General features: G+C 61.4%; 19 protein-coding genes. 16 read left to right on the top strand and 3 right to left on the bottom strand.

The window, feature by feature from the left end:
* Nucleotides 1–14: 14 nt before the first annotated feature.
* From ACTQ05_RS05150 to ACTQ05_RS05130, 5 genes are all read left to right on the top strand, one after another.
* Nucleotides 15–872, top strand: a complete 858-nt coding sequence (locus ACTQ05_RS05150) for an HAD-IIB family hydrolase (RefSeq protein ID WP_441049064.1) — start codon at nucleotides 15–17, stop codon at nucleotides 870–872.
* A gap of 120 nt (nucleotides 873–992) precedes the next feature.
* A complete protein-coding gene (locus tag ACTQ05_RS05145) occupies nucleotides 993–1,703 on the top strand; it encodes a TetR/AcrR family transcriptional regulator (protein ID WP_154514843.1) in 711 nt (236 codons plus the stop codon).
* An 11-nt stretch (nucleotides 1,704–1,714) separates the two neighbouring features.
* Nucleotides 1,715–6,496 carry an acyl-CoA dehydratase activase-related protein gene (locus ACTQ05_RS05140; protein WP_441538193.1) on the top strand — a complete coding sequence of 1,594 codons (4,782 nt, stop codon included), beginning with the start codon at nucleotides 1,715–1,717 and terminating at the stop codon, nucleotides 6,494–6,496.
* Between the two features lie 281 nt (nucleotides 6,497–6,777).
* On the top strand, nucleotides 6,778–7,737 hold the full coding sequence (locus ACTQ05_RS05135) for a 3-hydroxyacyl-CoA dehydrogenase (protein WP_154514839.1): 960 nt from the start codon (nucleotides 6,778–6,780) through the stop codon (nucleotides 7,735–7,737).
* Between the two features lie 110 nt (nucleotides 7,738–7,847).
* Complete coding sequence (locus tag ACTQ05_RS05130; RefSeq protein WP_441538191.1) at nucleotides 7,848–8,771, top strand: aryl-sulfate sulfotransferase; 924 nt, start codon at nucleotides 7,848–7,850, stop codon at nucleotides 8,769–8,771.
* A 69-nt stretch (nucleotides 8,772–8,840) separates the two neighbouring features.
* On the opposite strand, the gene ACTQ05_RS05125 is transcribed toward ACTQ05_RS05130, so the two are convergent.
* Together ACTQ05_RS05125 and ACTQ05_RS05120 are read right to left on the bottom strand one after the other, a co-directional pair.
* Nucleotides 8,841–9,980 (bottom strand): DUF389 domain-containing protein, encoded by a 1,140-nt coding sequence (locus ACTQ05_RS05125; protein ID WP_441538190.1) that lies wholly within the window; start codon nucleotides 9,978–9,980, stop codon nucleotides 8,841–8,843.
* Between the two features lie 209 nt (nucleotides 9,981–10,189).
* Nucleotides 10,190–11,893 (bottom strand): OPT/YSL family transporter, encoded by a 1,704-nt coding sequence (locus ACTQ05_RS05120; RefSeq protein WP_441538188.1) that lies wholly within the window; start codon nucleotides 11,891–11,893, stop codon nucleotides 10,190–10,192.
* Nucleotides 11,894–12,199: 306 nt separating this feature from the next.
* On the opposite strand from ACTQ05_RS05120, the gene ACTQ05_RS05115 reads away from it, so the two are divergent.
* The 11 genes from ACTQ05_RS05115 to ACTQ05_RS05065 all read left to right on the top strand — a co-directional run bounded on the left by ACTQ05_RS05115 (nucleotide 12,200) and on the right by ACTQ05_RS05065 (nucleotide 22,663).
* A complete protein-coding gene (locus tag ACTQ05_RS05115) occupies nucleotides 12,200–13,051 on the top strand; it encodes a type III pantothenate kinase (protein WP_441538186.1) in 852 nt (283 codons plus the stop codon).
* 88 nt (nucleotides 13,052–13,139) lie between these two features.
* A complete protein-coding gene (locus ACTQ05_RS05110) occupies nucleotides 13,140–13,664 on the top strand; it encodes a deoxycytidylate deaminase (RefSeq protein WP_154514829.1) in 525 nt (174 codons plus the stop codon).
* A 188-nt stretch (nucleotides 13,665–13,852) separates the two neighbouring features.
* Complete coding sequence (locus ACTQ05_RS05105) at nucleotides 13,853–14,131, top strand: NifU family protein (RefSeq protein ID WP_427718265.1); 279 nt, start codon at nucleotides 13,853–13,855, stop codon at nucleotides 14,129–14,131.
* Nucleotides 14,132–14,240: 109 nt separating this feature from the next.
* Nucleotides 14,241–15,062: a prolipoprotein diacylglyceryl transferase gene (gene lgt, locus ACTQ05_RS05100; protein ID WP_427747670.1), complete on the top strand. Its 822-nt coding sequence runs from the start codon at nucleotides 14,241–14,243 to the stop codon at nucleotides 15,060–15,062.
* Nucleotides 15,063–15,208: 146 nt separating this feature from the next.
* Complete coding sequence (locus tag ACTQ05_RS05095; protein ID WP_441538184.1) at nucleotides 15,209–17,392, top strand: DUF6020 family protein; 2,184 nt, start codon at nucleotides 15,209–15,211, stop codon at nucleotides 17,390–17,392.
* Nucleotides 17,393–17,557: 165 nt separating this feature from the next.
* Complete coding sequence (locus tag ACTQ05_RS05090; protein ID WP_154514825.1) at nucleotides 17,558–18,364, top strand: YebC/PmpR family DNA-binding transcriptional regulator; 807 nt, start codon at nucleotides 17,558–17,560, stop codon at nucleotides 18,362–18,364.
* Between the two features lie 165 nt (nucleotides 18,365–18,529).
* Entirely contained in the window at nucleotides 18,530–19,075 is a 546-nt protein-coding gene (locus tag ACTQ05_RS05085; RefSeq protein WP_441015154.1) for a hypothetical protein, read from the top strand.
* Nucleotides 19,068–19,445 (top strand): DUF2273 domain-containing protein, encoded by a 378-nt coding sequence (locus ACTQ05_RS05080; protein WP_427795557.1) that lies wholly within the window; start codon nucleotides 19,068–19,070, stop codon nucleotides 19,443–19,445. Before ACTQ05_RS05085 ends, ACTQ05_RS05080 begins: the two co-directional genes overlap by 8 nt.
* A gap of 44 nt (nucleotides 19,446–19,489) precedes the next feature.
* Entirely contained in the window at nucleotides 19,490–20,011 is a 522-nt protein-coding gene (locus ACTQ05_RS05075) for an Asp23/Gls24 family envelope stress response protein (RefSeq protein WP_441538182.1), read from the top strand.
* Nucleotides 20,012–20,218: 207 nt separating this feature from the next.
* Nucleotides 20,219–21,241, top strand: coding sequence for a YitT family protein (locus ACTQ05_RS05070; protein WP_441538180.1), 1,023 nt, complete (start codon nucleotides 20,219–20,221; stop codon nucleotides 21,239–21,241).
* Nucleotides 21,242–21,391: 150 nt separating this feature from the next.
* Nucleotides 21,392–22,663, top strand: a complete 1,272-nt coding sequence (locus ACTQ05_RS05065) for a zinc-ribbon domain-containing protein (RefSeq protein ID WP_441538178.1) — start codon at nucleotides 21,392–21,394, stop codon at nucleotides 22,661–22,663.
* A 140-nt stretch (nucleotides 22,664–22,803) separates the two neighbouring features.
* Here the strand turns inward: ACTQ05_RS05065 and ACTQ05_RS05060 are convergent, their stop codons facing one another.
* Complete coding sequence (locus ACTQ05_RS05060) at nucleotides 22,804–24,267, bottom strand: M20 family metallopeptidase (RefSeq protein WP_441067625.1); 1,464 nt, start codon at nucleotides 24,265–24,267, stop codon at nucleotides 22,804–22,806.
* Nucleotides 24,268–24,544: the final 277 nt, after the last annotated feature.

The raw sequence follows: 24,544 nt of genomic DNA, 5'->3' as shown, positions 1-24,544 counted from the left end.
GGAGAGGCATGCCCATGATCAAGATGTTTGCGAGTGACTTAGACGGAACGCTGCTGAACGCCCTGCACGAGGCAGACGGGACCATCCGCCGTGCCATTCGCGAGCTGACCGAGGCTGGCCTGCATGTGGTTCCCGCGACCGGGCGCTCGACGCTGCCGATTGGCGAGCATGGCTTTACAGGTCTGGCACTCGACGCCTGCTGCTCCAACGGATCCATCGTGCGCAACAGCCATGGCGAGGTGCTCAAGACCTGGACCATCGACCCGCAGATTACCGAGGAGCTGCTCAAGGCGTTCCCGGACATCTGTTTTGACTGCTCCACGCCCGATGGCATGTTCTCGAGCGGATCGTTCGAGATGCACCAGGCGGGCTTTAAAAAGGACAGTCCTATCAAGCGCATCGTGATGCGCGGCATGCGTGCACGTGGGGGGTATCACGAGGAGCAATATTTCGACCAGTCGATCGGTGACATCCTGCGTCATGACGTATGCAAGATCAATTGTCGCGTGACCTCGCCCGAGCTGGAGCGCGACCTTAAGGCATATTTGGCCGAGCGCTCGGACCGCGTGGTCAACGCGCCGTTCGATCCGGTGATGTTTGAGATCACGGACGTGGCGTGCAACAAGGGTGAGAGCGTGGCCTGGCTGGCGGGCTACTACGGCATTGCCGAGGACGAGGTCGCGGTTTACGGCGACGGCGGCAACGACATCGCCATGCTCAAGCGCTTCCGCCACAGCTACGCGACCAAAAACGGCAGCGATGCCGCCAAGGCCGCCGCGAGCGCGACTATCGGCAGCTGCATGGTCCACGCTGTCCCCAAACACATGCTCGCCACCATGCGCAAGCAAAACTCCCGCACCATCATCGAATAATGTGACAAAGGGACTGCCCCTTCGTCGCATCCAAATATTGCCTTTACGTGTTGATACACACGGTGTGCAATAATACTCGCACTGTGCAATAGCGCACAGGTAGAGTAACAAGGAGGACGCTTGTCCCAGCTCGAGAAATGCGATCGCCGGTCCCTTCGCTCGCAGCGTGCCCTTCGCCAGGCACTTGCCAGCGAGCTTGCCGAAAGCGGCGACCTTTCGCGCATTAACGTCGCTTCGCTCACCGAGCGTGCTGGCCTCACGCGCCGTACGTTCTATTCGCACTACCGCGATATCCCCGACTTTATCAATCAAATCGAGGACGGCTTGCTGGCCGAGATCCGTGAGCGTATTGAGCTCATCACCGCAGCTCGGCTGCCCGATCTCTATCACAACATCGATGAGCTCGAGCCGGCGCCCGGTTCGGTTGAGCTACTGCGTTATCTTGCGGCCAACCGCGACTTGATCGGTGCGCTGCTGGGTCCGGGCGGCGACCAGGCCTTCATTAAAAGGATTATCGACACCGCGCGTGAGGCTGTGGTGCCGCGTGCACAGACGGGCATTTTGGGCCTGGCGCTGGGCACGTTCTTTGACTACTACGTCACCTACGTCGTGAGTGCCGAGGTTGGCATGATTCAGCGCTGGTTTGAGCGTGGGCTCACCGAATCGCCCGAGGCCATGGCGCGCATGATGACGGTGCTCGCTTTTGTGCGCCCTGGCGACCTGTATGGCCAACCCATCGATATCAACGTGCCGGAGTACGGCATGAAGCTATTGAACTTGCAGCTCGAGGACGCGGCCGACACCGCCGTAACCGTCGAGTCCAACAACTAAGAGGAGAGACAATGAGCAAACTCGTCGAGGGCATCAAGGACCGTATGGTCGCCGCCGCACGCGAGGCTGCGCCCACCGTGGTGGACGCCGCGCAGAAGGCCGCGACCGCGGCTGCCGAGAAAGTTGCCGAGGCAGTTGCCGATGCCAAGAACTCGGTAGGGGAGACGTCCGTCGCTAGCGAGCCAGCCACCGCCGCCGAGCCCGTAGCCACCGCCCACGCCCCCGAAGGAGCGATCTTCAACCCCGAGGCCGCCCACGGCAACCTGCACCTGGGCATCGATGTGGGCTCCACCACCGTTAAGCTCGCCGTGCTCAACGATGACAACCAGCTCGTCTACGCCAAGTACCAGCGCCACCACACCGACGTCCGCGCTTGCGCCCGCGACTTGTTCGAGGGCGCCGCGACTGTGCTGCCGACGGCCCAAATGACCTGCGCCATTACCGGCTCGGGCGGCCTGCTGCTGTCCCAGTGGCTCGACCTGGAGTTTGTCCAAGAGGTCATCGCCAGCAAGCGCGCCGTCGAGACCCTCATCCCGGCCACCGATGTCGCCATCGAGCTGGGCGGCGAGGACGCCAAGATCATCTACTTTGACAACGGCATCGAGCAGCGCATGAACGGCACCTGTGCCGGCGGTACGGGTGCGTTCATCGACCAGATGGCAACCCTGCTGCACACCGACGCCAGCGGCCTTAACGAACTCGCGGCCAACGCCACCACCATCTATCCCATCGCCAGCCGCTGCGGCGTTTTTGCCAAGACCGACGTCCAGCCGCTGCTCAACGAGGGCGCCCGCCCCGAGGACGTGGCCGCCTCCATCTTCCAAGCCGTCGTGACCCAGACCATCTCGGGCCTAGCGTGCGGCCGTCCCATCCGCGGTAACGTCGCCTTCCTGGGCGGCCCGCTGCAGTATCTCTCCGAGCTGCGCCATCGCTTCTACCTCACGCTCAACCTGGACGAGGAGCACCGCATCGTGCCCCAAAATGCTCACCTGTTTGTGGCGAGCGGTGCCGCCATGGCGCACGAGTCCAATAAGCTCAGCACGTTCCCGCAGCTCATCGAGGCCATCGATGCCCTGGGTGACACACAGGGCGCCGAGGTCGAGCGTCTGGATCCGCTCTTTGCCACCGACGAGGACTTTGCCGAGTTCAAGACCCGCCACGACACCGAGGTCGTTCCCAAGGGCAAGCTCGAAGGCTACACCGGTCGCGTGTTCATCGGTATCGACGCCGGTTCCACCACCATGAAGGCCGCGCTTGTGGGTGAGGACGGCCAGTTGCTGCATACCTGGTACGGCAACAACAACGGTGACATCCTGGGTACGGCCAAGGTCATCATGGCCGATTTCTATAACCACATCCCCGCCGGCTGCACCATCGGCCACGTGACCACCACGGGTTACGGCGAGGCGCTGCTCATCGAGGCCCTCAAGGCCGATTCCGGCGAGATCGAGACCGTCGCGCACCTGCGCGGAGCCAAGGCATTCCTGCCCGGCGTCGAGTTTATCCTGGACATTGGCGGCCAGGACATGAAGTGCCTGCGCGTAAAGGACGGCGTTATCGAGCACATCATGCTCAACGAGGCCTGCTCGTCGGGTTGCGGTAGCTTTATCGAGAGCTTCGCCGTCTCTATGAACATGGACGTGCGCGCGTTCGCCGACGCCGCCATCCATGCCAAGGCTCCGGTGGACCTGGGCAGTCGCTGCACGGTCTTTATGAATTCGCGTGTTAAGCAGGCGCAAAAGGAAGGTGCCACGGTGGGCGACATCGCGGCCGGTCTGTCCTATTCCGTCATTAAGAATGCCCTGTTCAAGGTCATTAAGCTGCGCGATCCCAAGGAGATCGGAAGCCAGGTGATCGTCCAGGGCGGCACCTTTATGTCCGATGCCACGCTGCGCGCGTTTGAGCAGCTCACCGGCGTTCACGCCGTGCGTCCCGACATCGCCGGCTGCATGGGCGCCTATGGTGCGGCCTTGCTCGCCCGCGATCGCGCTGGCGCCGACGGCACCTCGACCATCCTTTCGGCCGAGGACATCGCGCACCTCACTGTGACGCAAAAGCACGTCCGCTGCGGTCGCTGCTCCAACAACTGCCAGCTCACCGTCAATGACTTTGGCGGCGGTAGGCGCTTCATTACCGGCAACCGCTGCGAGAAGGGCGCCGGCCACAAAAAGCAAAAGACCGAGGCCCCTAACCTCTTCAAAAAGAAAAACGAGTTGCTCTTTAATCGCGAGGTGCTGAGCCCCGACGAGGCCCCGCGCGGCACCGTGGGTATCCCGCGCGCACTCAACATGTACGAGAACTACCCCTTCTGGCATGCGTTCTTTACGCGCTTGGGCTTTAGCGTGCAGCTGTCCGACCAGTCGAGCAAGAAGACCTACCAGGCAGGCATCGAGTCCATGCCGTCCGAGAGCGTGTGCTATCCGGCCAAGATGAGCCACGGCCACGTGATGAACCTTATCGACCGCGATGTCGACTTTATCTGGATGCCGTGCGTGCGCTGGGAGCGCAAGGAGGATCCGACGGCTGGCAATTGCTATAACTGCCCCATCGTCATGAGCTACCCCACGGCGCTGGCACTCAATATCGACGAGATCCGTGAGCAGAACATCGAGTTCCTTTACCCGTTTGTGCCCTATCACGACAAGACCGAGCTCAAGCGCCGCTTGTACCAGGTGCTTGCCGTCGACCGCGTGGCCGATGCTGAGGCCGGTCGCGGTCGCGTGCGCGGTCCCAAGATCACGCGCTCCGAGGTCGATGCCGCCGTCAACGCTGCCTTTGAGGCCGATGCACGCTTCCACGAGGACATCCAGACCATGGGCGAGGAGACCCTTAAGTGGGTCGAGGACCATGGCGGTCACGGCATCGTGCTCGCCGGTCGCCCCTACCACAACGACCCCGAGATCAACCACGCCCTGCCCGAGCTTATCTCGAGCTTTGGCTTCGCGGTCTTTACCGAGGATTCGCTTGCGCACCTGGTGAAGCCCGAGCGCCCCATCCGCGTCGTCGACCAGTGGATGTACCACAGCCGCCTGTACGCCGTCGCCCGTTTTGTGACGATGCGCAACGACCTGGACCTGATCCAGCTCAACTCTTTCGGCTGCGGCCTGGACGCCCTGACCACCGATCAGGTACAGGAGATCCTGGAGGCCAGCGGCAAGATCTACACCGTGCTCAAGATCGACGAGGTGTCCAACCTGGGCGCCGCGCGTATCCGCATCCGCTCGCTCATGGCCGCGCTTAAGGACCAGGAGGCCGAGCGCTTGGCCGAGGCCGCGGCCGCGGGCGAGACCTACGAGCAGGGCGATGCCGCGCCGGTGGCTCCCTCCACGGATGCCCCCGCATTCGCGAGCCGCAAGTACACGTTCGGGGCTCAGCGCGAGAGCGCATCGACCGCGTGGCCCAAGGTGCCCTTTACCGAGCAGATGCGCGAGGAGGGCTATACCATCCTGTGCCCGCAGATGGCGCCGATCCACTTTGACCTAGTCAAAGAGGTGTTCCGCGGTGCCGGCTACAACTTGGAGCTGCTGCCCTCGACCGATCACGACGCCGTCGAGGCCGGCCTGCGCTATGTGAACAATGACATTTGCTATCCGTCCATTTTGGTGACCGGCCAGATTATGGAGGCCATCGAGAGCGGCCGGTACGACCTGTCCAGGACGGCCGTGGTTATCAGCCAGACCGGCGGCGGCTGCCGTGCCACCAACTACATCGCACTCATCCGCAAGGCCCTGCGCGAGAGCGGCCACCCCGAGATCCCGGTGATCTCGCTTTCGGCGGTGGCGCTCGGTGAGGACAACCCCGGCTTTAAGATTACGCCGGCGCTGCTTAAGCAGGCAGTCTACGCGGTGCTCTTTGGCGACGTGATGATGCAGATGCTTTATCGCTGTCGTCCATACGAGGCTACGCCCGGTGCCGCCAACGCACTCTACGAGGAGTACATGGCGCGCGCCCGCAAGCTGGCGCCCAAGTTCAACCGCCACAACTACACCAAGCTGTGCCGCGAGGCCATCCGCGCGTTCGACACCATGCCGCTCGTGGGTGAGGGCACCAAGCCGCGCGTGGGCGTGGTCGGCGAGATCTTGGTCAAGTTCCACCCCACAGCCAACAACCACGTGGTCGACGTTATCGAGCGCGAGGGCTGCGAGGCCGTGGTGCCGGGCCTGCTGGACTTCTTCCTGTACTCCATGAGCAACGCCGAGCTGCAGAAGGATGAGCTCGGAAGCTCTGCAACCACGCGCGCTGGTATGCAGGCGCTCATCAAGCTCGTGGACTGGATGCGTACGCCGGTGGAGGAGCTGCTCCAAAAGTCCCGCCGCTTTGAGGCGCCCGAGCGCATCGGCACCATGGCGGACAAGGCCCGTACGGTGCTTTCGGTTTGCAACAACATGGGCGAAGGCTGGCTGCTCACGGCCGAGATGCTCGACCTGATTGACCATGGCGCGCCCAACATCATCTGCACGCAGCCCTTTGCGTGCCTGCCTAACCACGTGGTGGGCAAGGCCGTGATCAAGGAGCTGCGTCGTCAGCACCCCGAGAGCAACATTGTCGCGGTGGACTACGACCCCGGCGCGTCCGAGGTCAACCAGCTCAACCGCATTAAGCTCATGATCAGCGTGGCCAAGGAAAACATGCGCGCCGGTAAGGGCTTTAAGCTCGAGAAGGTGGCGCCGCTCGCGATGGACGAGGTCACCGGCCAGATGCGTGACCATGATGGCTGCGTGAGCTGTGGCTCGGCCAGCGAGGAGGCCGTTGCATCGGTCGCCAAGCGTCTGGGACGCGGCATTAAGAAGTAGTTGGCCTGCTATGTGCTAGATATGAGACAAACGGGTGGCAGCCGTATCGGCTACCACCCGTTTTTGCTGGACATATGCTGCGTAAACGCCCCAACTATCATCTCTTCCGAAAGCGACGTCTCAGTGGCACCAAAAATCGCCCTTGGAACCCTGAGATAATGAACATATGTAGCCGTTCGCCGCAAATTACCGTCCGTTTATGGAACCCACCCTCAGCGCGCGTCATCCTTACGGTTGAATAAATACACATCCTTGGAATTACGTAAGAGAGGACTGTTCCTATGAGCTACAAGACCGTTTGTGTTGCCGGTGGCGGCGTGTTGGGAAGCCAGATTGCCTTTCAGGCTGCCTACTGCGGTTTCGATGTGACGATCTGGCTGCGCAGCGAGGGCAGCATCGGCCGCACTCAGCCCAAGATCGATCATGTGCGCGAGGAGTACATCGCGGCTATCGAGGGCATGGCGGACGGCACGGGCGAGTGGTGTGCCGGTATCGCCGATAGCGACCAGCCCTTCGACAAGGAGGCGGCGCTCGCCGCCGTCGAGCGTGCCTACTCCACACTCAAGCTAGAGCTCGATCTTGCCAAGGCAGTGGCCGACGCCGATCTGGTTATCGAGTCGATGGCCGAGGACACCCAGGCAAAGATCGACTTCTACAAGAAGCTCGCCCCGGTTCTCCCGCAAAAGACCGTTGTCGTGACGAACTCCTCCACGCTGCTGCCGAGCACCTTTGCCAAGTACACCGGCCGCCCCGAGAAGTACCTGTCGCTGCACTTTGCCAACTCCATCTGGAAGAACAACATGACCGAGGTCATGGCTCAGGACCAGACCGACAAGCGCTATTTCGATGAGCTCGTCGACTTTGCCAGCGACATCCGTATGCTTGCCCTGCCCGTCAACAAGGAAAAGAACGGCTATCTGCTCAATTCCATGCTGGTGCCGTGGCTGCTTTCGGGCCTTGATCTGTACGTTTCGGGCGTCAGCGACCCCAAGAGCATCGACCTTGCATGGACGCGCGGCACTGGCGCGCCCAAGGGCCCGTTCCGCGTGTTCGACACCGTGGGCATCCAGACGGCCTATAACATCGTCATGCAGTATCAGAAGGTGCCGGGCTTGGTGAGCCCGCTGCTCAAAAAGATGATGATGCCCTACAACTTTAAGGCCATGGCATCCGTCCTCAAGCAGATGCTCGACGAAGGCAAGCTGGGCGAAAGCTCGGGCGAGGGCTTCTTCAAGTACTAAAAAGATTCCTCGGCAACATTGAGAAACGTATCATTTGCAGTGTCAGTGCGCCGCAGCGCCGCTCGGCAACGGGGCAATCCGCTTTATGCGCCAACGCGAACTTGTCGACTTTGCCGTGGACTGGATCGAGCACCATCGGCCAGGTGGTAAACGTCTGGAGCACGGGCGACTACGAGCTACACCACGACTACGCTTTCGATGACGATGGCAACCTGCTGGTGCTGGCGAGTCACGCCGGCTCCGAAGCCGATTTGGACGTCGATCGCGCGGCTGCCAAAAAAGATAAGGACGATCGCGTTAATGTAGAGGACCTCATCATTAAGGTCGATATAACAACAGGTGACGTCTCTCTCGTCGTGGACCTGGGCGATATATTCCCCGACCTCAAGGCAAGCGCCAAGGTTGCCTCGGACGGCGACCTGGATTGGATTCACATCAACACGATCCAGTGGCTCGGCGGCGGCACCGTTTTGCTCAGCTCGCGCGAGACCTCAACGGTCATCAAGCTCACGGATATCTACGGTACGCCTACGGTCGATTGGCTTATGGGCTCGCCAGAGTTTTGGGCCGGCTCGGGCTTTGAGGACAAGTTGCTGCAGGCTCAAGGCGATTTTTCGCTCAACGCAGGCCAGCATAGTGTGACCTATCTGCCAAACGACGAGACGACCGCGACTGGTCGCTACCAGGTGCTGCTATACGACAACAACTTTGGTGCTGCCGAGAGCTATCCCAAGTTTGACTGGGGCCAGCTGGGCGCTGCGGTAGTGACCGACTACAGCAAGGGAACGCATTCGTTTGGGCGCATTTTTACGGTGGACGAGACCGCGCGCACCTACGAGCTTGTGGACCAGATCGCAGTGCCGTTCTCAGGTTACGTAAGTAGTGCGCAGCGCGTCGGCGATTCGAATAGCATGCTCGTGGCATCGGGCATAGCCAAGACCTTTGCCGAGTACGATCGCTATGGACTGCCCATTGCCACGTACGAGATGGAAGCCGAGAAGTACATCTACCGCGTGTACAAGTACGAGCTGTAGCGCTGCGCTTGGCTGTGCCTGTGCCCCGCGGCTGCGCGCGCTCGTACCGGGCCTACCTCACGTTCCGCATCACTTCACGTCAAACTCCACGCGATCGAGTTCGGGTACGTTGAGGTCGATGAGCTTGCGGGCAACACGGCGGTCGTGCGCCCCGAGCGTCTCGCTTGTCGTTACGCGAGCGACAGTCTGGCGCTCGACAACGCCCTCCTTGTCGCCTTCGGTAGCCGAGGTCTCGACGGCGACGGTGTAATCCTTAAAGCCCGGCAGCACCGCCGCAAGTTCGCGCGTGGTTTCAGTGACGCCGTAGCCGTCTTGCACGCCGGCCTGCGCCGAGCCAATAGACCCCGCCGTCATAATAATGCAGGGGATGGCAAAGATCACCGTGCCCACGATGATGCGGCGGCGCACCTTGCGCGATAGCTCGTTGACCTCGGCGTTTTCTTCAGCAGTCACAATACCGTCGCCGTTCAGGTCGCGCTTGAGTGGCACGCGCAAAAGAAGCAGCACGGCTTCGGCAGCCAGTGCGATAAAGACCACGTTGACGCCAAACTCATAAAGCGCCGAGAGAAACAGTGACCCGCTTGCAATGGCGATGCCATAGCCCGCCGCGCACAGGGGCGGCATGAGCGCGGTCGCCACGGCCACGCCGGCGATAAGCGTGGCAGGTTCCTGGTCACGCGAGTTGCCCAGCCCGCCCGCAAAGCCGCCCGCGAGCGCGACGGCAAGGTCCCACACAGTGGGCGTCGAGTTGTCGATGATGGCGGGCGTGGTGGTGCCAAGGGGCGAGAGCTTAAAATACAGCGTGGACGTGATCAGACAAAAGGCCATCTGTAGCGCGAGGCCGGCGACGGCCTCGACGGCAATCTCGCGGTCAAGCGTGGCGATGCCATATGCCATGGCAAGGACCGAGCCCATGAGTGGGCAGATGAGCATGGCGCCCACGATGGCAATGTCCGAGTCGATATCGAGGCCGATGCTCGCGATGAGCATGGCGATGATGAGGATGCATAAGTGCGAGCCGGTCAGCCGCGCCCCGTTTACAAAGCGCTTGCGAATCACGTGATAGGGCGCGCGACCCTCGCGAATGTTGAATGCGCGCTTTAGGAAGCGGCCGGTGTTCTCCAGGGCCTCACTATGGGCAGGTCGAATGCCGTGGCGCCGGTGATGGCGTTTGCGTAGTCGCTTGATCTGTTGTTTGTCGAGTTCCATGTCCACCTCGTATTGCCGCAGGAACGCGGGTGCGCTCGCAGCATGTACTCTACACCGTGGCGGGCGGGGCGGTCATCTTGACGTGAAACTTAGACGAGCAGGTAAGGGGGACGTCAAATGCGGTTGCGGCCGAGTGTTTCGACAGATACAGAGCGCGGGGCCGGATGGTCTCCGACCCCGCGCTCTGTACGGGTACATTGTTGTTGGGTTTAGCCCAGCAGACTCAGGCCGACGGAGACAAACGCCAGGATAACGCCGACGATGGACTCGCCTCCCAACAGGCCGCTGGCGACGACCAGGCCCTGCTCCTGGAAGGCAGCATCCTTGGAAGCCTTCTCCTCGTCCGAAAGCTCGGCAACGGCATCGCGGCGTGCGGCCCACTTGTCGTAGGCGAGCTTGACGCAGGAGCCCAAGAAGGCCGTGAGCGACATGTAGAACGGCAGGTACACGCCCAGACCGATCATCATGGCCGGAATGCCGAGCCAATACATGACGATGCCGGCGATAAAACCGCCTGCGAACCACGGCACGCTCGGGATGCCCGAGACCATGGTGGCGACTACGCTTGCCTGCGCGGCCACAAAGCTCTTGTCGGGACCAAAGGCGTCCGGACCATAGGCGGTGACGAGCGCGACCATGACGGCGGCAGCGATCAGTGCGCCCACGATGCCGCCGATGGCCTGGCCGATCCACTGTGCGCGCGGGTTGGTGCCCAGCACGGCGCCGGCCTTAAAGTCGTTCATGACGTCGCCCGCAAGGCCGCACGCCACGGCCACGATGCCGGCGATAAAGAACAGCTTGACCTGCGCAAGCTGCGCGAAGGCCGCTACGATGAGCATGACGATGAGGCCAAAGATTTCCATGGGGTCGATACCCGTCTGACCGCAGCTCTGCGCACTCATGATGGTGGTGACAAAGGTGAACAGCGTGACGATGACGGCTGGGACGGGGCCAAGGTCGAGCGCGATGGCGATGATCACGGCGATGGCGGCGGTGCCCAGGCCGATGATGCCGGCGTCGAGCTTAAGCGAGCTCGAGATGAGCGACTGCTCGTCGGTGTCGGTGGAGCTGTCGGCGGCAAGACCGCGGACGATACCGGCGACCTGCGGCAGGATGTCTTTAAGGACGACGGCGACGCCAAAGCCCATCATAAGGCCCATGCCTAAGGACTTGACGATACCCTGCGCGGTCACAATATCGAACAGGCCGGCAGCGGTGCCGCCGACGATAATGCCAAAGTTGCCCAGCAGCGCGCCGGCAAACCAGAAGGCGACGGGGGCAAAGCCCACCAAAAAGCCGATGGACAGCAACATGGGCGAGTTGTAGATGGCAAAGGTCACGCCGGGGATATTGAGCGTGCACAGCATGCTGGGCACCACGCCCAGGGCGTCGCGCAGCACGCTATAGATGCCTGCGATGGCCATGGAGCCAAAGAGCTGCTTGCCGGTCTTGCCGCCAGCCTCGGTAGCACGCAGGGTCTGGGCTGCGGCGTTGCCGGTGGGAAACTCCAGCGCGGCGTCCACGATAAAGTGACGGTGGATGAGCGCCGTTGCCAGAAGGCCCAAGATGGTGCCGGCGAGCGCCACGATAAACATGTCGAGCCAGCTGATCTGGTCGGCATAGCCCAGCATCCAGGCGCCCGGGATGGTAAACGCCAGGCCGCCGGCGACCATGGCACCCGCGGACATGATGGTGTGGGTAACGTTGGCCTCGTTGAGGCTGGCATTGCCCATGAGCTTAAGGAAGAACAGCGAGATGACGGCAGCGAAAATGATCGGCCAGGGGAGGGCGCCCATCTTGAGGGCCGTGTAGGCCGAGCTTGCCGTGATAATCACGCAGCCAAGGACGCCGATGACGACGCCGCGCAGCGTGAGTTGACCGCGCATAGAGGTGCGGTTCGAGGGATTGCCCATATAGAACTCCTTTGCGTATATCCGCTTCCCCCGCAAGCGCCGCTACGGATACGGCGCGGGAAGTCGGGTTACCAAGGGCCGCCGCGTGAGCTCGCGCACGACCGCGCATCAGTATAGCGGCAAGGTAGTCATTTTGGGACGGGGCTATTTTAGCTACCCTTTGACAGTCGACGAATTATCTGGGATTGGGGCAAATATCAACCGACATATTGGGGTAGCTAAAATAGCCCCGTCCCAAAATGACTACCTGGGATGGCTGGTTCGGGTAGGCGATATACTGCTGGGCAGACGAAAGGAGCGCCGACGATGCTTAATGGGTGCGCATATATATTGACGGTCGACGTGGGCAACACGTTCATTCGCTTTGGTCTGTTTGCCGAGGATTCGGCCGCGGCGCAGGAATGCCCGCTTGCGACGTGCGAGATCACGACGCCGCCGAGCATTACGGCCGATGAGGCGCGCATGAGGCTCGCGCGGGTCATGGGCGCACTGGCAGCCGATGCGGGCATGCCTGGTGTGCTCGTTCCCGCGGCAGCAGTGCTGAGCTGCGTGGTGCCGGCGCTCGAGCGCCCGTGGAAGGCGGCACTTTCCCGTACCTGCACGGGGCGCGTGCTCTCCGTGGGGCCGGGACTTAAGACCGGCATGCCCGTGCACTACGACGACCCGGCCGAGATCGGTCCCGATCGCATCGCCGACGCCGTGGCGGCCCGTGCCGTCTACGGCTCTCCGTGCATCGTGATCGACCTGGGCACTACGACCAATATCGAGGTCATCGATGCACGCGGAACCTTTGTCGGCGGTGTTATCGCGCCGGGGCTGGCGCTCGGCGCTCGCTCGCTCTCGGCCGCTGCGGCGCGCCTGCCGCAAGTCGAGCCCTCGGCACCCACGCATGTGATCGGTCGCAACACGCGCGAGGCCATGCGGTCGGGCGTGGTCTTGGGCGAGGTGGCCCGTATCGACGGCATGCTCGACATGGTGCTTGCCGAGATGCGCTCGACCAAGGCGGCAGGCGAGGGCGGCGTGCCCATTGTCATCACCGGCGACGATGCCGAGGCGCTCGCGGCGTTGGTCGGCCACAGCCTGACGGTAGACGACGCGCTGACGCTGCGGGGTCTCGCCGAGCTGTACCGCATCAACCAAAAGCCTCGCCGCGCATAAAGCCAAGAACGTCGGCGCCGGGAGGAAACAGCCCCGCCTTTCACCTGCTACAATGGGCCAAACTATTTCGATTTCGGAGGTGTCTGCCATGTCGGACGATCTTCATCAAACCGCGTCGGGCAAGCGCCGCGACGTTATTAGCTGGGACGAGTTCTTTATGAGCGTGGCCATCGCCGCGCAGCGCCGCAGCAAGGATCCCAATACGCAGGTGGGCGCGTGCATCGCCAGCACCAACCACCGCATTCTTTCGGTGGGCTACAACGGTACGCCCTCGGCGCTCAACGACGACTTTTTCCCGTGGGGCACGAGCGATGACCCGCTGCAGGACAAGCATAACTACGTAGTTCATGCCGAGGCCAATGCCGTGCTCAACTACCGCGGCTCGCTCAAGGACCTTGAGGGTTCCACGGTCTACGTCACGCTGTTCCCGTGCCACGACTGTGCCAAAATCCTGGCGCAGGTAGGTGTGGGCGAGGTTGTCTATCTGGACAATAAGTACGCCGACACCGACGACGGCCGCATCAGTCGCCGCATTCTCGACTCCTGCGGCATTAGCTTCCGCCAGGTTATCGTCGATGTCCACATTGGTACCGGGGAACAAACGCAGCAGTAGCGGCAGCGTGTACGAGCGCCGGGCGTTGGCAAAAGCGGCTAATTAAGCCCCGTTCCAAATTGACTGTCAAATTAACTGCTCGTGAAAGTCGTGTCCGCGCGCATGGACGGCTCGCGAGCGGGTACATGGCTGTAGTAACATAGCTCTGTCCGCGGGCGCGCCCGCGTTATTGTGAGAAAGGAGCCCCTGTGGCTGTTAACGAAGAGCTGCTTAAGAAGGTTCTTGAAGAGATTCGCCCCAACCTGCAGGCCGACGGCGGCGACATGGAGTATATGGGCGTTGATGACGAGGGCGTCGTCAAGCTGGAGCTTCAGGGCGCCTGCGCCGGTTGCCCCATGAGCGCTCTGACGCTTTCCATGGGCGTCGAGCGTATCCTCAAGGAGCACGTGCCCGGCGTTACGCGTGTCGAGCAGGTCAATGCCTCCGGCGAGGTCGAGGATCTGTACGACGAGTATGCGCCGTTCTGAGAAGCGAAAGCTGCGGGCGATGTGCTCCGCATAGACGTCATGCCCAAATGTGCGGCTGCGAGCGAAAGGCCCGCGGCCGCATTTGTATGTAGGGAGCAGGGGGACCGATATGCTCAACGACCTCTACCATATGCTTGATCCTGTCGCCATTTCGGCGGGGCCCATCACCATCTACTGGTACGGCTTGGCCTATGTGGTCGGAGCTCTGCTCACGGCGGTCGTCATGTACCGCACGCAGCGTCGTTGGGGTTTTGACATTACGGTCGACGACCTGATGAGTGTCGTGGTTGGTGTGGTCTTTGGCCTCATCATTGGCGCCCGTCTGTTCTACGTCATCTTTTACGGTGACGGCTACTACTGGGCGCATCCGCTCGAGATCTTTGCCACCAACGAAGGCGGCATGAGTTTCCATGGCGGCCTGGTGGGCGGCATCATCGGCGGCGTGCTCGTGTGCCGCATGTACAAGCTCGACGCCTGGACCATCGCCGACCTTGCCGTTATCGGTGCTCCGCTGGCCCTGTGCCTGGGGCGCTGCGCCAACTTTGTCAACGGCGAGCTGTGGGGCAAGCCGACCGATCTGCCCTGGGGCGTGATCTTTGGCGGCACCGCGGGCGATATGCCGCGCCATCCATCCCAGCTCTACGAGGCATTTCTCGAGGGCATTGTGCTCTTTTGCATTCTGCAGGTGCTCAGCCGCAAAAAACCGCTGCTGCCCCAGGGTACGTTTATGGGTGTGTTTGTGATGGGTTACGGCATCGTCCGCTTTTTCGTTGAGTTCGTGCGCGTGCCCGATGCCCAGCTGGGCTATCTGCTGGGCGGCGTCATCACCATGGGCCAGCTGCTGAGTTTGCCGCTCGTGATTGCGGGCCTGGCGCTCATCATTTTTGCCCTCCGTCGCAACCGTCCCCAGCGCATCTATCTCGACGCCTAACCACCACATACCACCACAAAGGGGACAGGCGCCTTTGTGGCGGTTTTGCCAGGCAACGATGACAGAACCGTAACGTTTCCCCAGATAAAACCTGCCAAAATAAACCTGTCCCTTTTTGGCAGGTTTCTAGAAAGGCTTTTCGGACTGTGAAGGATTCCGATCTCTCCACAACGGCTGCGCGCGACGCCGCCCGCATCGTTTGGTTTAAGCGCTATCCCGCCAAGCAGACGCTCGTCGCATTTTTGCTCGCCCTGCTGGCGACCACGGCGTTTTCCATCGATCCCGCCCCGGTGTCGAGCAACGCGGTCCTGGCGATCGATCCAAAGGCCTCGGGCATACTTTACGTGTGCTACGAGGTACTCCTCTCATTTGCCGGCCATACCGACGCTGTGATGCTGCTCGCGCTGGCCTGCCTGCTCACGCTGCCGTTTCGCTATGTGTTCTTTGGCCGCGGTGACGCTTGGCGCCCCTCGGTCGTGCTGCCGTCGCTGTTCTTTGCCGTCTGCATGGTGTTCGGCCGCAGTTACGACCTCACCGATTCGGCCGAGATTGTGCTGGGCGACAAGGCGCGTGTTATCTGCGCCTGGATTGGCGGCGCGGGCTGGATGCTTCTGGCGATTGTGTCCTTCTATCTGGCTTTTGAGTTTTTGGATTGGTTGAGTTCTCGCCGCATTCCGTTTTCGGAGGCGCATTTTGGCCGCGTGTGGCGTGTTACCCACGCCGTGCTCTCGGTCCATCCTTTTGTTGGGCCGTTTCTTGTACTCATGATTGTCTGGGCGCCCACGCTTATCGCCTCGCTGCCCGGCCTCTTTATGGGAGATACGGGCGCGCAGATCCGCCAATGGTTCAACTACCCCAACGGCACGAGCGACTACCTGCGCCTGCTTAACCCCAACGTGCTGCTCAACGGCCATCATCCGGTGGTGCACACGGCCATCATCGGCTCGTGTGTGCAACTGGGGCTTTCGCTATTCAATAGCGCCAATGCGGGTCTTGCCATCTACACCTGCGCCCAATTTGTCATCACGGCCGCCTGCGTGGCCTATTCCATATCGTCGCTGCGCAAGCTGGGCGTGAGCCTGCCGGTCCGCGGCGTCATCTTGCTGTTCTTTGCGTTTATGCCGATGTTCTCCAACTACGCGGCGCTGCTGACCAAAGACGTACTGTTTGCCGATGCGTTTCTGGTACTGCTCGTTCAGACCGTCAAGCTCGTGGCATGTGGCCTGCCCCGTCGCGATGTCAATGCCGAGCGCGCGGGCGAGCGCACGCCTGTGCTCTTTGCGCGCCACGACTGGCTGTTGCTCGTGCTGGGCGCCATGGGTTCCACGTTTTTGCGCAATGGCGGCCTGGTCTTTCCGTTGGCGGCCTGCGTGATTGCGGCGGCGTTTTGCGCCTGGGACGCGCATGTGGCCCGTCGCGTGGTCAAACAGTCTGGCGTCGCACCCTCATGCGCCACGCCGCGCTTCCGCTGGGCCGGCGTTCTCGCGGTGCTCGTGCTCTGCCTTGCCTCCAACATGTACTTTACCAAGGTCTTTATGCCCGCGCACGATATCACGCCGGGCTCCAAGCGCGAGATCCTCTCGATTCCGTTTCAACAGACGGCGCGCTTCGTCCAAAAGCACGACGGCCTTAATTCGGGCGTTAACCCCAAGGTCAAAGACGACGGCACGATTGAGGAAGCTCCCTGCGACGGTCTGGTGACCGATAAGGAACGCGCTGCGATCGATCGGGTGCTCAAGTACGAGAATCTGGGCCGCCGTTACAACCCCGACAAGTCGGATGCCGTAAAAAACTGTTTTAACGAGTACGCCTCGCAGGAGGACATCAAGGCCTATTTTGAGGCGTGGGCCCAGATGTTCAAAAAGGATCCCGAGTGCTATATCTCGGCGCTCATCAATAACTACTACGGCTACTTTTATCCGAGTGCCCGCGATGCGTGGGTCTACAGCACGGCGCGCAGTGCCGAGATCATGGCGAAGCCCGATAACCTCAAGTACTTCGACTTCCATCCGGTCGATAGCAAGGTTGTGCGCTGGTGCGACCACCTGATCAACCTGTATCGCGTGGCAGTACAACGCATCCCGTTTATCTCGCTCACCATGAGCTCGGCCACCTATGTGTGGATCATGATCGCTGTGGTGGTCTATCTGCTACGTCGTCATTCGTGGCGCGGGCTGGCCATTTGGGTGCCGCTGCTGGGTGTGCTCGCCGTGTGCCTGATCGGTCCCTGCAACGGCTCGACCTACATGCGCTACCTGTATCCAGTCATCGCCTGCATGCCCTTCGCCATCGGCGCCACCATCACCCGCAGCGACCTCCTCTGGTTCTAACTTGGTGCAAAGGGGACAGGTTACTTTGCACCAAGGGGCTGCATCATCACGACGCCTTCATTTTGGGGTTTATCTCGCAGGCCAGTAGGTATATCATAACGACGTTTGTTTATATTGCCCGAGCATCTGCGCTGGGCTTTAGGTCGAAACCGATAGGAGACACGTATGTCCGGACACTCTAAGTGGGCCACAACCAAGCATCGTAAGGGCGCGCAGGACGCCAAGCGTTCCGCCCTCTTCTCCAAGCTGAGCCGCAACATCACCGTTGCTGCCCGTCTCGGCGGCGACCCGCTGCCCGAGAACAACGCCAGCCTCGCCGCTGCCGTTGCCAAGGCCAAGGCTCAGTCCATGCCCAAGGACAAGATCAAGTCCGCTATCGACAAGGCCTTCGGTTCGGGTGCCGATGCCGCCGTCTACGAGAACATCGTGTACGAAGGCTATGGTCCCGCCGGCGTTGCCGTCTACGTCGACTGCCTGACCGATAACCGCAACCGTACCGCCGCCGATGTCCGTTCCGCCTTCTCCCACGCTGGCGGCAACCTGGGCACCTCCGGCTCCGTCGCCTTCCAGTTTGAGCGCAAGGGCCAGATCGTCGTCGCCAAGGAGATCCTGGACGAGAACGCCAAGAAGGAGACCATGATCGCCAACGGTGCTGCCGGTGACGAGGAAGAGTTCATGATGGCTATCGCCGAGGCCGGTGGCGACGACTACGAGGACGCCGGCGAGGAGTGGATCGTTTGGACCGCCGCCAACGACGTCATGGCTGTTTCCAAGGCGCTCGAGGAACAGGGCATCCAGGTCAAGGGCTCCGAGACCACTATGGTTCCGACCACCCCGACCGAGGTCTCCGGTGCCGACGCCAAGAAGGTCCAGCGCCTCATCGACCGTCTCGAGGAGCTCGACGACGTTCAGGATGTTTACAGCACCATGGACATGACCGACGAGGTCATCGCTGCCCTCGAGGAGGAGTAGCGCCTGCACGGGTTAAGCCGTGCATATCTGGGCATAATGAAGCGAGCATACAAGCCTCGTGGAATAGATGAGCCGGATCCGCGTGCGTATGGCACCGGACCCGGCTCTTTTATAATGATGCGAATCGTTTTGCATTCTGTGGACCGAAACCTGAAGGGAGCGCGCGTGCGCGTACTCAAACGAGCCCTAGCAACCGTGTACCTTGCCGCCGCCATCGTGGCGCTGGGCACGCTTGTCTGCCAGTTCTGGGGACCGTATACGTATCGCTTTATGCTGCTGTTGCGTGACACCATGCCTCGCGTCGTCGTTACGGTGTGCGCCGCCATCGTGGCACTTGGCGTGCTCATCGGGTTTTTCCGCCTGATGTTCGCGCGTCGCGAGCCGTCCTGCGTACATCCGGCGGGGGAGCGCAACATCGAGGTCACCCTCGCAGCGCTTTCCTCGTGCGCTCGCGCTGCGGCGGAGCGCGACGACCGTGTGATGGTCGAGCATGTCGAGGCGCGCGTGCAGGGTTCCGACGAATCGCTCGTCCGTTTTAAGGTCGACGCCATCGCGCTCGATGACCGGGACGTGGCCTCCCTTGCAACCGCGATGCAGCAACGTATCGAGGAGGCCTGCGACACCATGCTCGGCACGCCGGGCACGACCGCGCGCGTCCGTTTTTTGCCGTCCAAGACTACCGTCCAGACCGTGGAGGTTTCCGGTGAGTGATACCAATCAAGACAAGACCGTCCGCACCCCGCGCCTGACGATCGACCAGAACGCTACGCCGGCGAGCGAGTCCGCCGACACCACCCCCGAGGCTGGCGAGCAGCACGACAGCGCCGCCAACGACTTTGACGAGGCCATGGGTCTCATTAAGGGTACGGGGGCGGCCATCTGGAGCTATGCCGTCCGTCATCCCAACACCACGCTCGGGGCCGTCGCTGGTTTTGTGCTCGCCGTGCTGGTGCTCACGCTCGGCCTATGGGACACACTCGTCATCGCATTCTTTGTGCTGATCGGCGCCGTGATTGGCCAGATCCGTGACGGCGAGAACGGGATCGTCAACTTCTTCGGCCGTCTGTTTAGCGGCCGCTAGTATGTATTCGACCGCCGCGTGCGCGGTGGGCATAAGGAGGAACCATGGCTTTTAACACGAAGGTCGATGTGGCCGATACCGAGCTCGAGGCAGACGAGACCGTCGCCGCCGAGGCTGAGGACGTAACGCTCGAGGACGGGGCGCTCGTCGAGGCCGAGCCCGCCGACGATGCGGACGAGGATGACGAGGAAGCGGGCGAGTCCGAGGATTCGCTGACCTATTCCAACGGTGTGATCGAGAAGATCGTCGCCATGGCCACCCGCGAGGTGCCGCACGTCCTGGGCATGAAGGGCAACCTTATGCACTTTGTGCAGGAGCAGTTTGGTGCCGAGAACCTGACCAAGGGCGTGACGGTCGAGGTCACCGATGACAACCGCGTGGTCGTCAACATTTCCGTCATTATCGAGTACGGCGCCTACGCACCCGCGATTTTCGACGACGTTAAGGCGCGCGTGACCGAGCGTCTGGCCGCGATGACCGGCCTTGAGGTGGCAGGCGTCAACCTGCGCATCGAGGATGTCATCACCCCCGAGGAGTACGAGCATCGCACCAGCCAGCACGAGTAACCTACCAAATAGGGACAGGTTTGTTTCGATAGGTTTTACCTGCGAAAACGCTAAACGGTCGACCGCGCAAGCAAAAGTGCGGTCGACCGTTTTCTATATGCCCTCGATGTAGTCATTCCGCTCGTCTAACTTAGGGTTGCAATCTTCGCGTTCCGCGTTACCCTAATGGGCGCATTGTTTCCAAATTGTTAACGAGGGGTTGCCGTAATGGCCGACGAGCACGAAACAGAAAGCAAGGCATGGGCGATTGAGGCCGCCGCGGCAGAGGCGGCATCGCGTGCCGCCGAGGAGGTGCATCGTCCTCCCGTGGTGCCGATGGAGCGCGTGGTCGATCGCGCCGATATCGAGCGCGGCGAGCGTGCCGGCCGCAAGCGCAGCCAGGAGCCGGGCTTCCCGCGCTTTTTCGCCGAGCTCAATCTGGGCCTGATCCTCACGGCGTTCGCCATCGTGGCCTTTAAAACCCCCAATCACTTTGCCTTCGGCGGAACCTCGGGCGTGTCGGTCATTCTTTCCACGCTGTTCCCGACTCTGCCCGTCGGCGTCTTTATGTGGATCATCAATGCGGTTCTCGTCGTCTTGGGCTTTATCTTTTTGGAGCGCAAGGCAATCCTTTGGAGCGTTTTTGCCTCGTTTGCGCTTTCGGCCTACGTCTCGCTGTTTGAGCTCTTCATTCCGCCGGATGTTTCGATGACGGGCGATATGTGGCTCGACCTGTGTTTTGCCGTGATTTTGCCGGCGCTCGGCAGTGCCATTGTCTTTGATATTGGCGCCTCGACGGGCGGCACCGATATCCTTGCCATGATCCTCAAGCGTCGCACGACGCTCGAGATCGGACGCGCCTTGCTACTGGTCGATATCGGCATCGTGACTATCGCGGCCTTTTTGTACGGTCCGCGCGTTGGCCTGTACTGCGTGCTCGGCCTGTTTGCCAAGACGCTTGTGGTCGACAAGGCCATCGAGAGCATTCACTTGCGCAAGGTCTGTACGATTATTTGCTCCGAACCGCGCAAAGTCGAGGAGTTTATCGTCAAGCATCTCAACCGCACGGCAACGATCAGCCGCGGCTACGGTGCCTTCTCGGGCAATTGCGTGACGGTGATCATGAGCGTGCTGAGCCGTCGCGAGGCAGTGCAACTGCGCCGCTATACCCGCGATATCGATCCAGATGCGTTTATCACGATCGTTGACAGCTCCGAGATCGTGGGCAAGGGCTTCCGCGGCACGAACTAGCGCGGATATACCCTTCGAACCATTGAATAAAGCCGCCTACGTTTCAAATCGGTCATCTTGGGGTATTTGTCCCCACATTGCGCGATAATGTTGCCAAAGACGTCGTTTGCGATCTGGGTGATTCGCTCTAGATACGAAGGGATGATTTCGATGTTCTGTTCGCAGTGTGGCGCCCCCATGGGCGATAACGACAAGTTCTGCGGCGTGTGCGGTGCCCCTAATACCGAGGTCAGGGCCGCCGGCCCCGCTCCCCAGGGACAGTCTCGGCCCCAGCAGTTTGTTCCGCAACCGCCCGTGGCGAATGCGCCAAAGGGCTGTGTGGCTCAGGCGTTCCAAGACATGACCAAGACTCCGGGCGTGCTGCAGCGCGTGTGCCAGATTGCTTTTTTGCCGGCGCTTATCTGCGTCGTGTCGGTGCTCGTGCTGTTCATTCCCGTTATCGGCGGTATTGCAGCTGCCATCGGCTTTTTGGCCGCCTGCGTGGCGAGTGTGTGCGGTTCGGGCTTTGGCATCGAGTGGGGTCGCGACCTGTCGCTTAAGATCGATGACGGCATGGATCGTCCGTTGATGCGTTCCACATCGTTTGGCCTCGGGGTCTTTTCGAGCGTTATTTCGGTCGTGCTCGAGATTATCGCTGCCATTCCCGTTATTGGTGTAGTGCTTTCGCTGGTGGAGAGCGTGGTAATTGGCGCGGCGGGCTCGTATTCGTATTACGGCTCTTCTGCGCTCGAGACTGCGCTGTTTGGCTCGCTTGGCCTGCTTGTCCTGGCTATGATTGCCACGGCGGTCCTGGGAGTCTTCTTTAAGATGTTCGCCGATATCGCCGTGATGCACTTTGCGGTGACCGGTCGCGTCGAGAGCGCGTTTTCGCTCGACAAGGTCTGGGCGGCCTTTAAGAACAATAAGACCAAGCTGTTTTGCGCTTCATTCCTTCCCGAGTTTTTGACGGGCCTGGTCGCCAACGTTGTCACATGGATCTTGACGGCGGTCTTTGGCGCTATTGCCTCTGTCGGTATGTATAGCTACTACTATCGTCCTACGGGTATTGAGGCAATTGTTACCGGCGGTGGCATCTCACTCGTGCTGTTCCTGGTGCTGATCGCTTTCGTCACCGTATTTCTAACGGTCTTTGGCAAGATGCTCAAGCACCGTGCCGTTGGCTATTGGGTCGCACGCTATGCAAGCGAGTGGGCCGATGAGGATAAGGATGACGTCCTGACGTTTGTATTGCCCTTCGAGAAGAAGTCCGCTCCTTCGGGTTACAGCGCTCCGGATGTCGCGCCTGAGTCTGTCCTGGGATCTGCGCCGGAGTCCGAGCCCACGACGGAGTCCGAGCCCGAGACGGAGCCCGAGCCCGAGACGGAACCCGCGCCCGAGACGGAACCCGAGCCAAGCTCCGACGAGGACCCGCAAGACGAGTAGCCCTGTCACCTGCCATTTGGGGACGGGATAGAAATGGTAGAAATAGTGCTTGACGAATGAGCGGGGGCGGACGTGTCGAAACGTCCGCCCCCGCTTTGACATCGCGATGTGGCTACGGCTGCGAGATGGTCGCGATTCGACTACTCGTTGTGCTTCTCCTCGTGACGAGCGGCGGTGCGAGCTTCGTGGATGCCCTTGATGGCGGCATGGCGGGCGGTGCGGGCGTCGTGCATGGCGTCGCGGGCCTCGGCGGCCGTTGCCTTGGCAGAGCGTAGCTTGGCTGCCAGATCGGGATTGGTCTCGGCAACCGCGGCGATAGCGGGGCCGTCGAGCTCCTCTTGCGTGGGCTCGGCCAAAAAGTCGATGGCATACTGAGCGGCTACCATGGAGCCCTTGGCGAGCACGCTCTCGTCGATCTTATAGAAGCAGGAGTGCTGGGCGTACGTGGCGCCAATCTTGGGGTTGCGCGTGCCCACAAAGGCAAGCACACCCGGTACACGGCGCAGGTACTCCGAGAAATCCTCGCCCGAAAGCGTGCCGCGATAATGGCCTTCGCCGGCTGCACCCAGACACTTGACCACGGCCTGACGACAACGCTCACTCGAGGCGACGTCGTTTTCGACCTTGTAGTTGGCGATGGTGTAGTCGGTAAGTTCAGCCTCGGCGCCCAGGGCCGCCGCAGTGTGCTCTACGATGCGGCGCATGAGCTCGGGCATTTCCTCGTGCGTCGAATCGCCATAGGTGCGCACCGTGCCGGCGAGGTAGGCGGTACCGGCGATAACGTTGCGCGCGGTGCCGCCGTGCAGCTCGCCGACGGTAATGACGGCCGGCTCGTAGGGGCTGATCTCGCGCGAAACGATGGTCTGCAGGGCGTTGACGATCTCGGCCGCCACCATGACGGCGTCGTGGCCGCGCTGGGGCATGGCGCCGTGGCACGAGGTGCCGCGGACATCAATGCGGAACCAGTCGGTATTGGCCATGCGCGGACCGGGCTCGCAGCTTACGGTGCCGGCGTCGACCTCACTCCAGATGTGTGCGGCGTAGGCGCCATCGACGCCGTCGAGCACGCCCGTGCCGATCATGAGTTTGGCGCCTTGGCCGTTTTCCTCACTGGGTTGGAAGACGATGCGGACCTCGCCGTGGATGTCGTCGGTCATATGGCGCAGGATCTGCAGCGTGCCGAGCATCATGGCAATGTGGCAGTCGTGGCCGCAGGCGTGCATGCAGCCCTCGTTGACGCTGGCGAACTCCTCGCCGGTCTGCTCGGTGACGGGTAGGGCGTCGATATCCGCGCGCAGCAGGATGCGGCGGCGCGGCGTGCCGTCCTCGCGGTAGGCGTCGGGTGCGGTGCCGCGAAGGGTCGCCACCAGGCCCGTCTTAAGCGGGCGCTCGTAGGGGATATTCATGGCGTCGAGCTGGTTGGCGATGTCAGAAGTCGTGCGCTCTTCGGCGAGGCTCAGCTCCGGGTGCTTATGGAAGTGCCGGCGCTGCTTGATGATGTAGGGCTCAAACTCGGCGGCGATATCTTGGATGGCTGCGGTGACGTCATCAGCCGCGCGGGCCTCGGTCGCTGCCATAATCTGCTGTGCCTTGGTCTTCGTCATGGTCGATTTGCTCCTTGCTGGTTTATCGCAAAATCGTACAGGCTCTTTCCAGTATGCCACCTGCCACTTGGGGACGGGGCAGAAATGGTAGAAATGGATACCTCCGTAACCTTGACAGGTCCAAATTGCTTATGCACGCAGCCTTGGATGCGGCTGTCAAGCCTGAAATCTACCATTTCTACCCCGTCCACAAGGGGCAGGCGGGGCCGTTGGGGTTGGGAAAGGTGCCGTTTACCGCTTGACGTTTTGCAACTGTGGCGGTGGAGTACACTCGGGG

The organism is Collinsella sp. LCP21S3_A9, from assembly GCF_052118785.1.
Lineage (GTDB): Bacteria > Actinomycetota > Coriobacteriia > Coriobacteriales > Coriobacteriaceae > Collinsella.
Note: the sequence above shows the minus strand (reverse complement) of the source record. Positions and strands in the feature narration are given on the sequence as shown.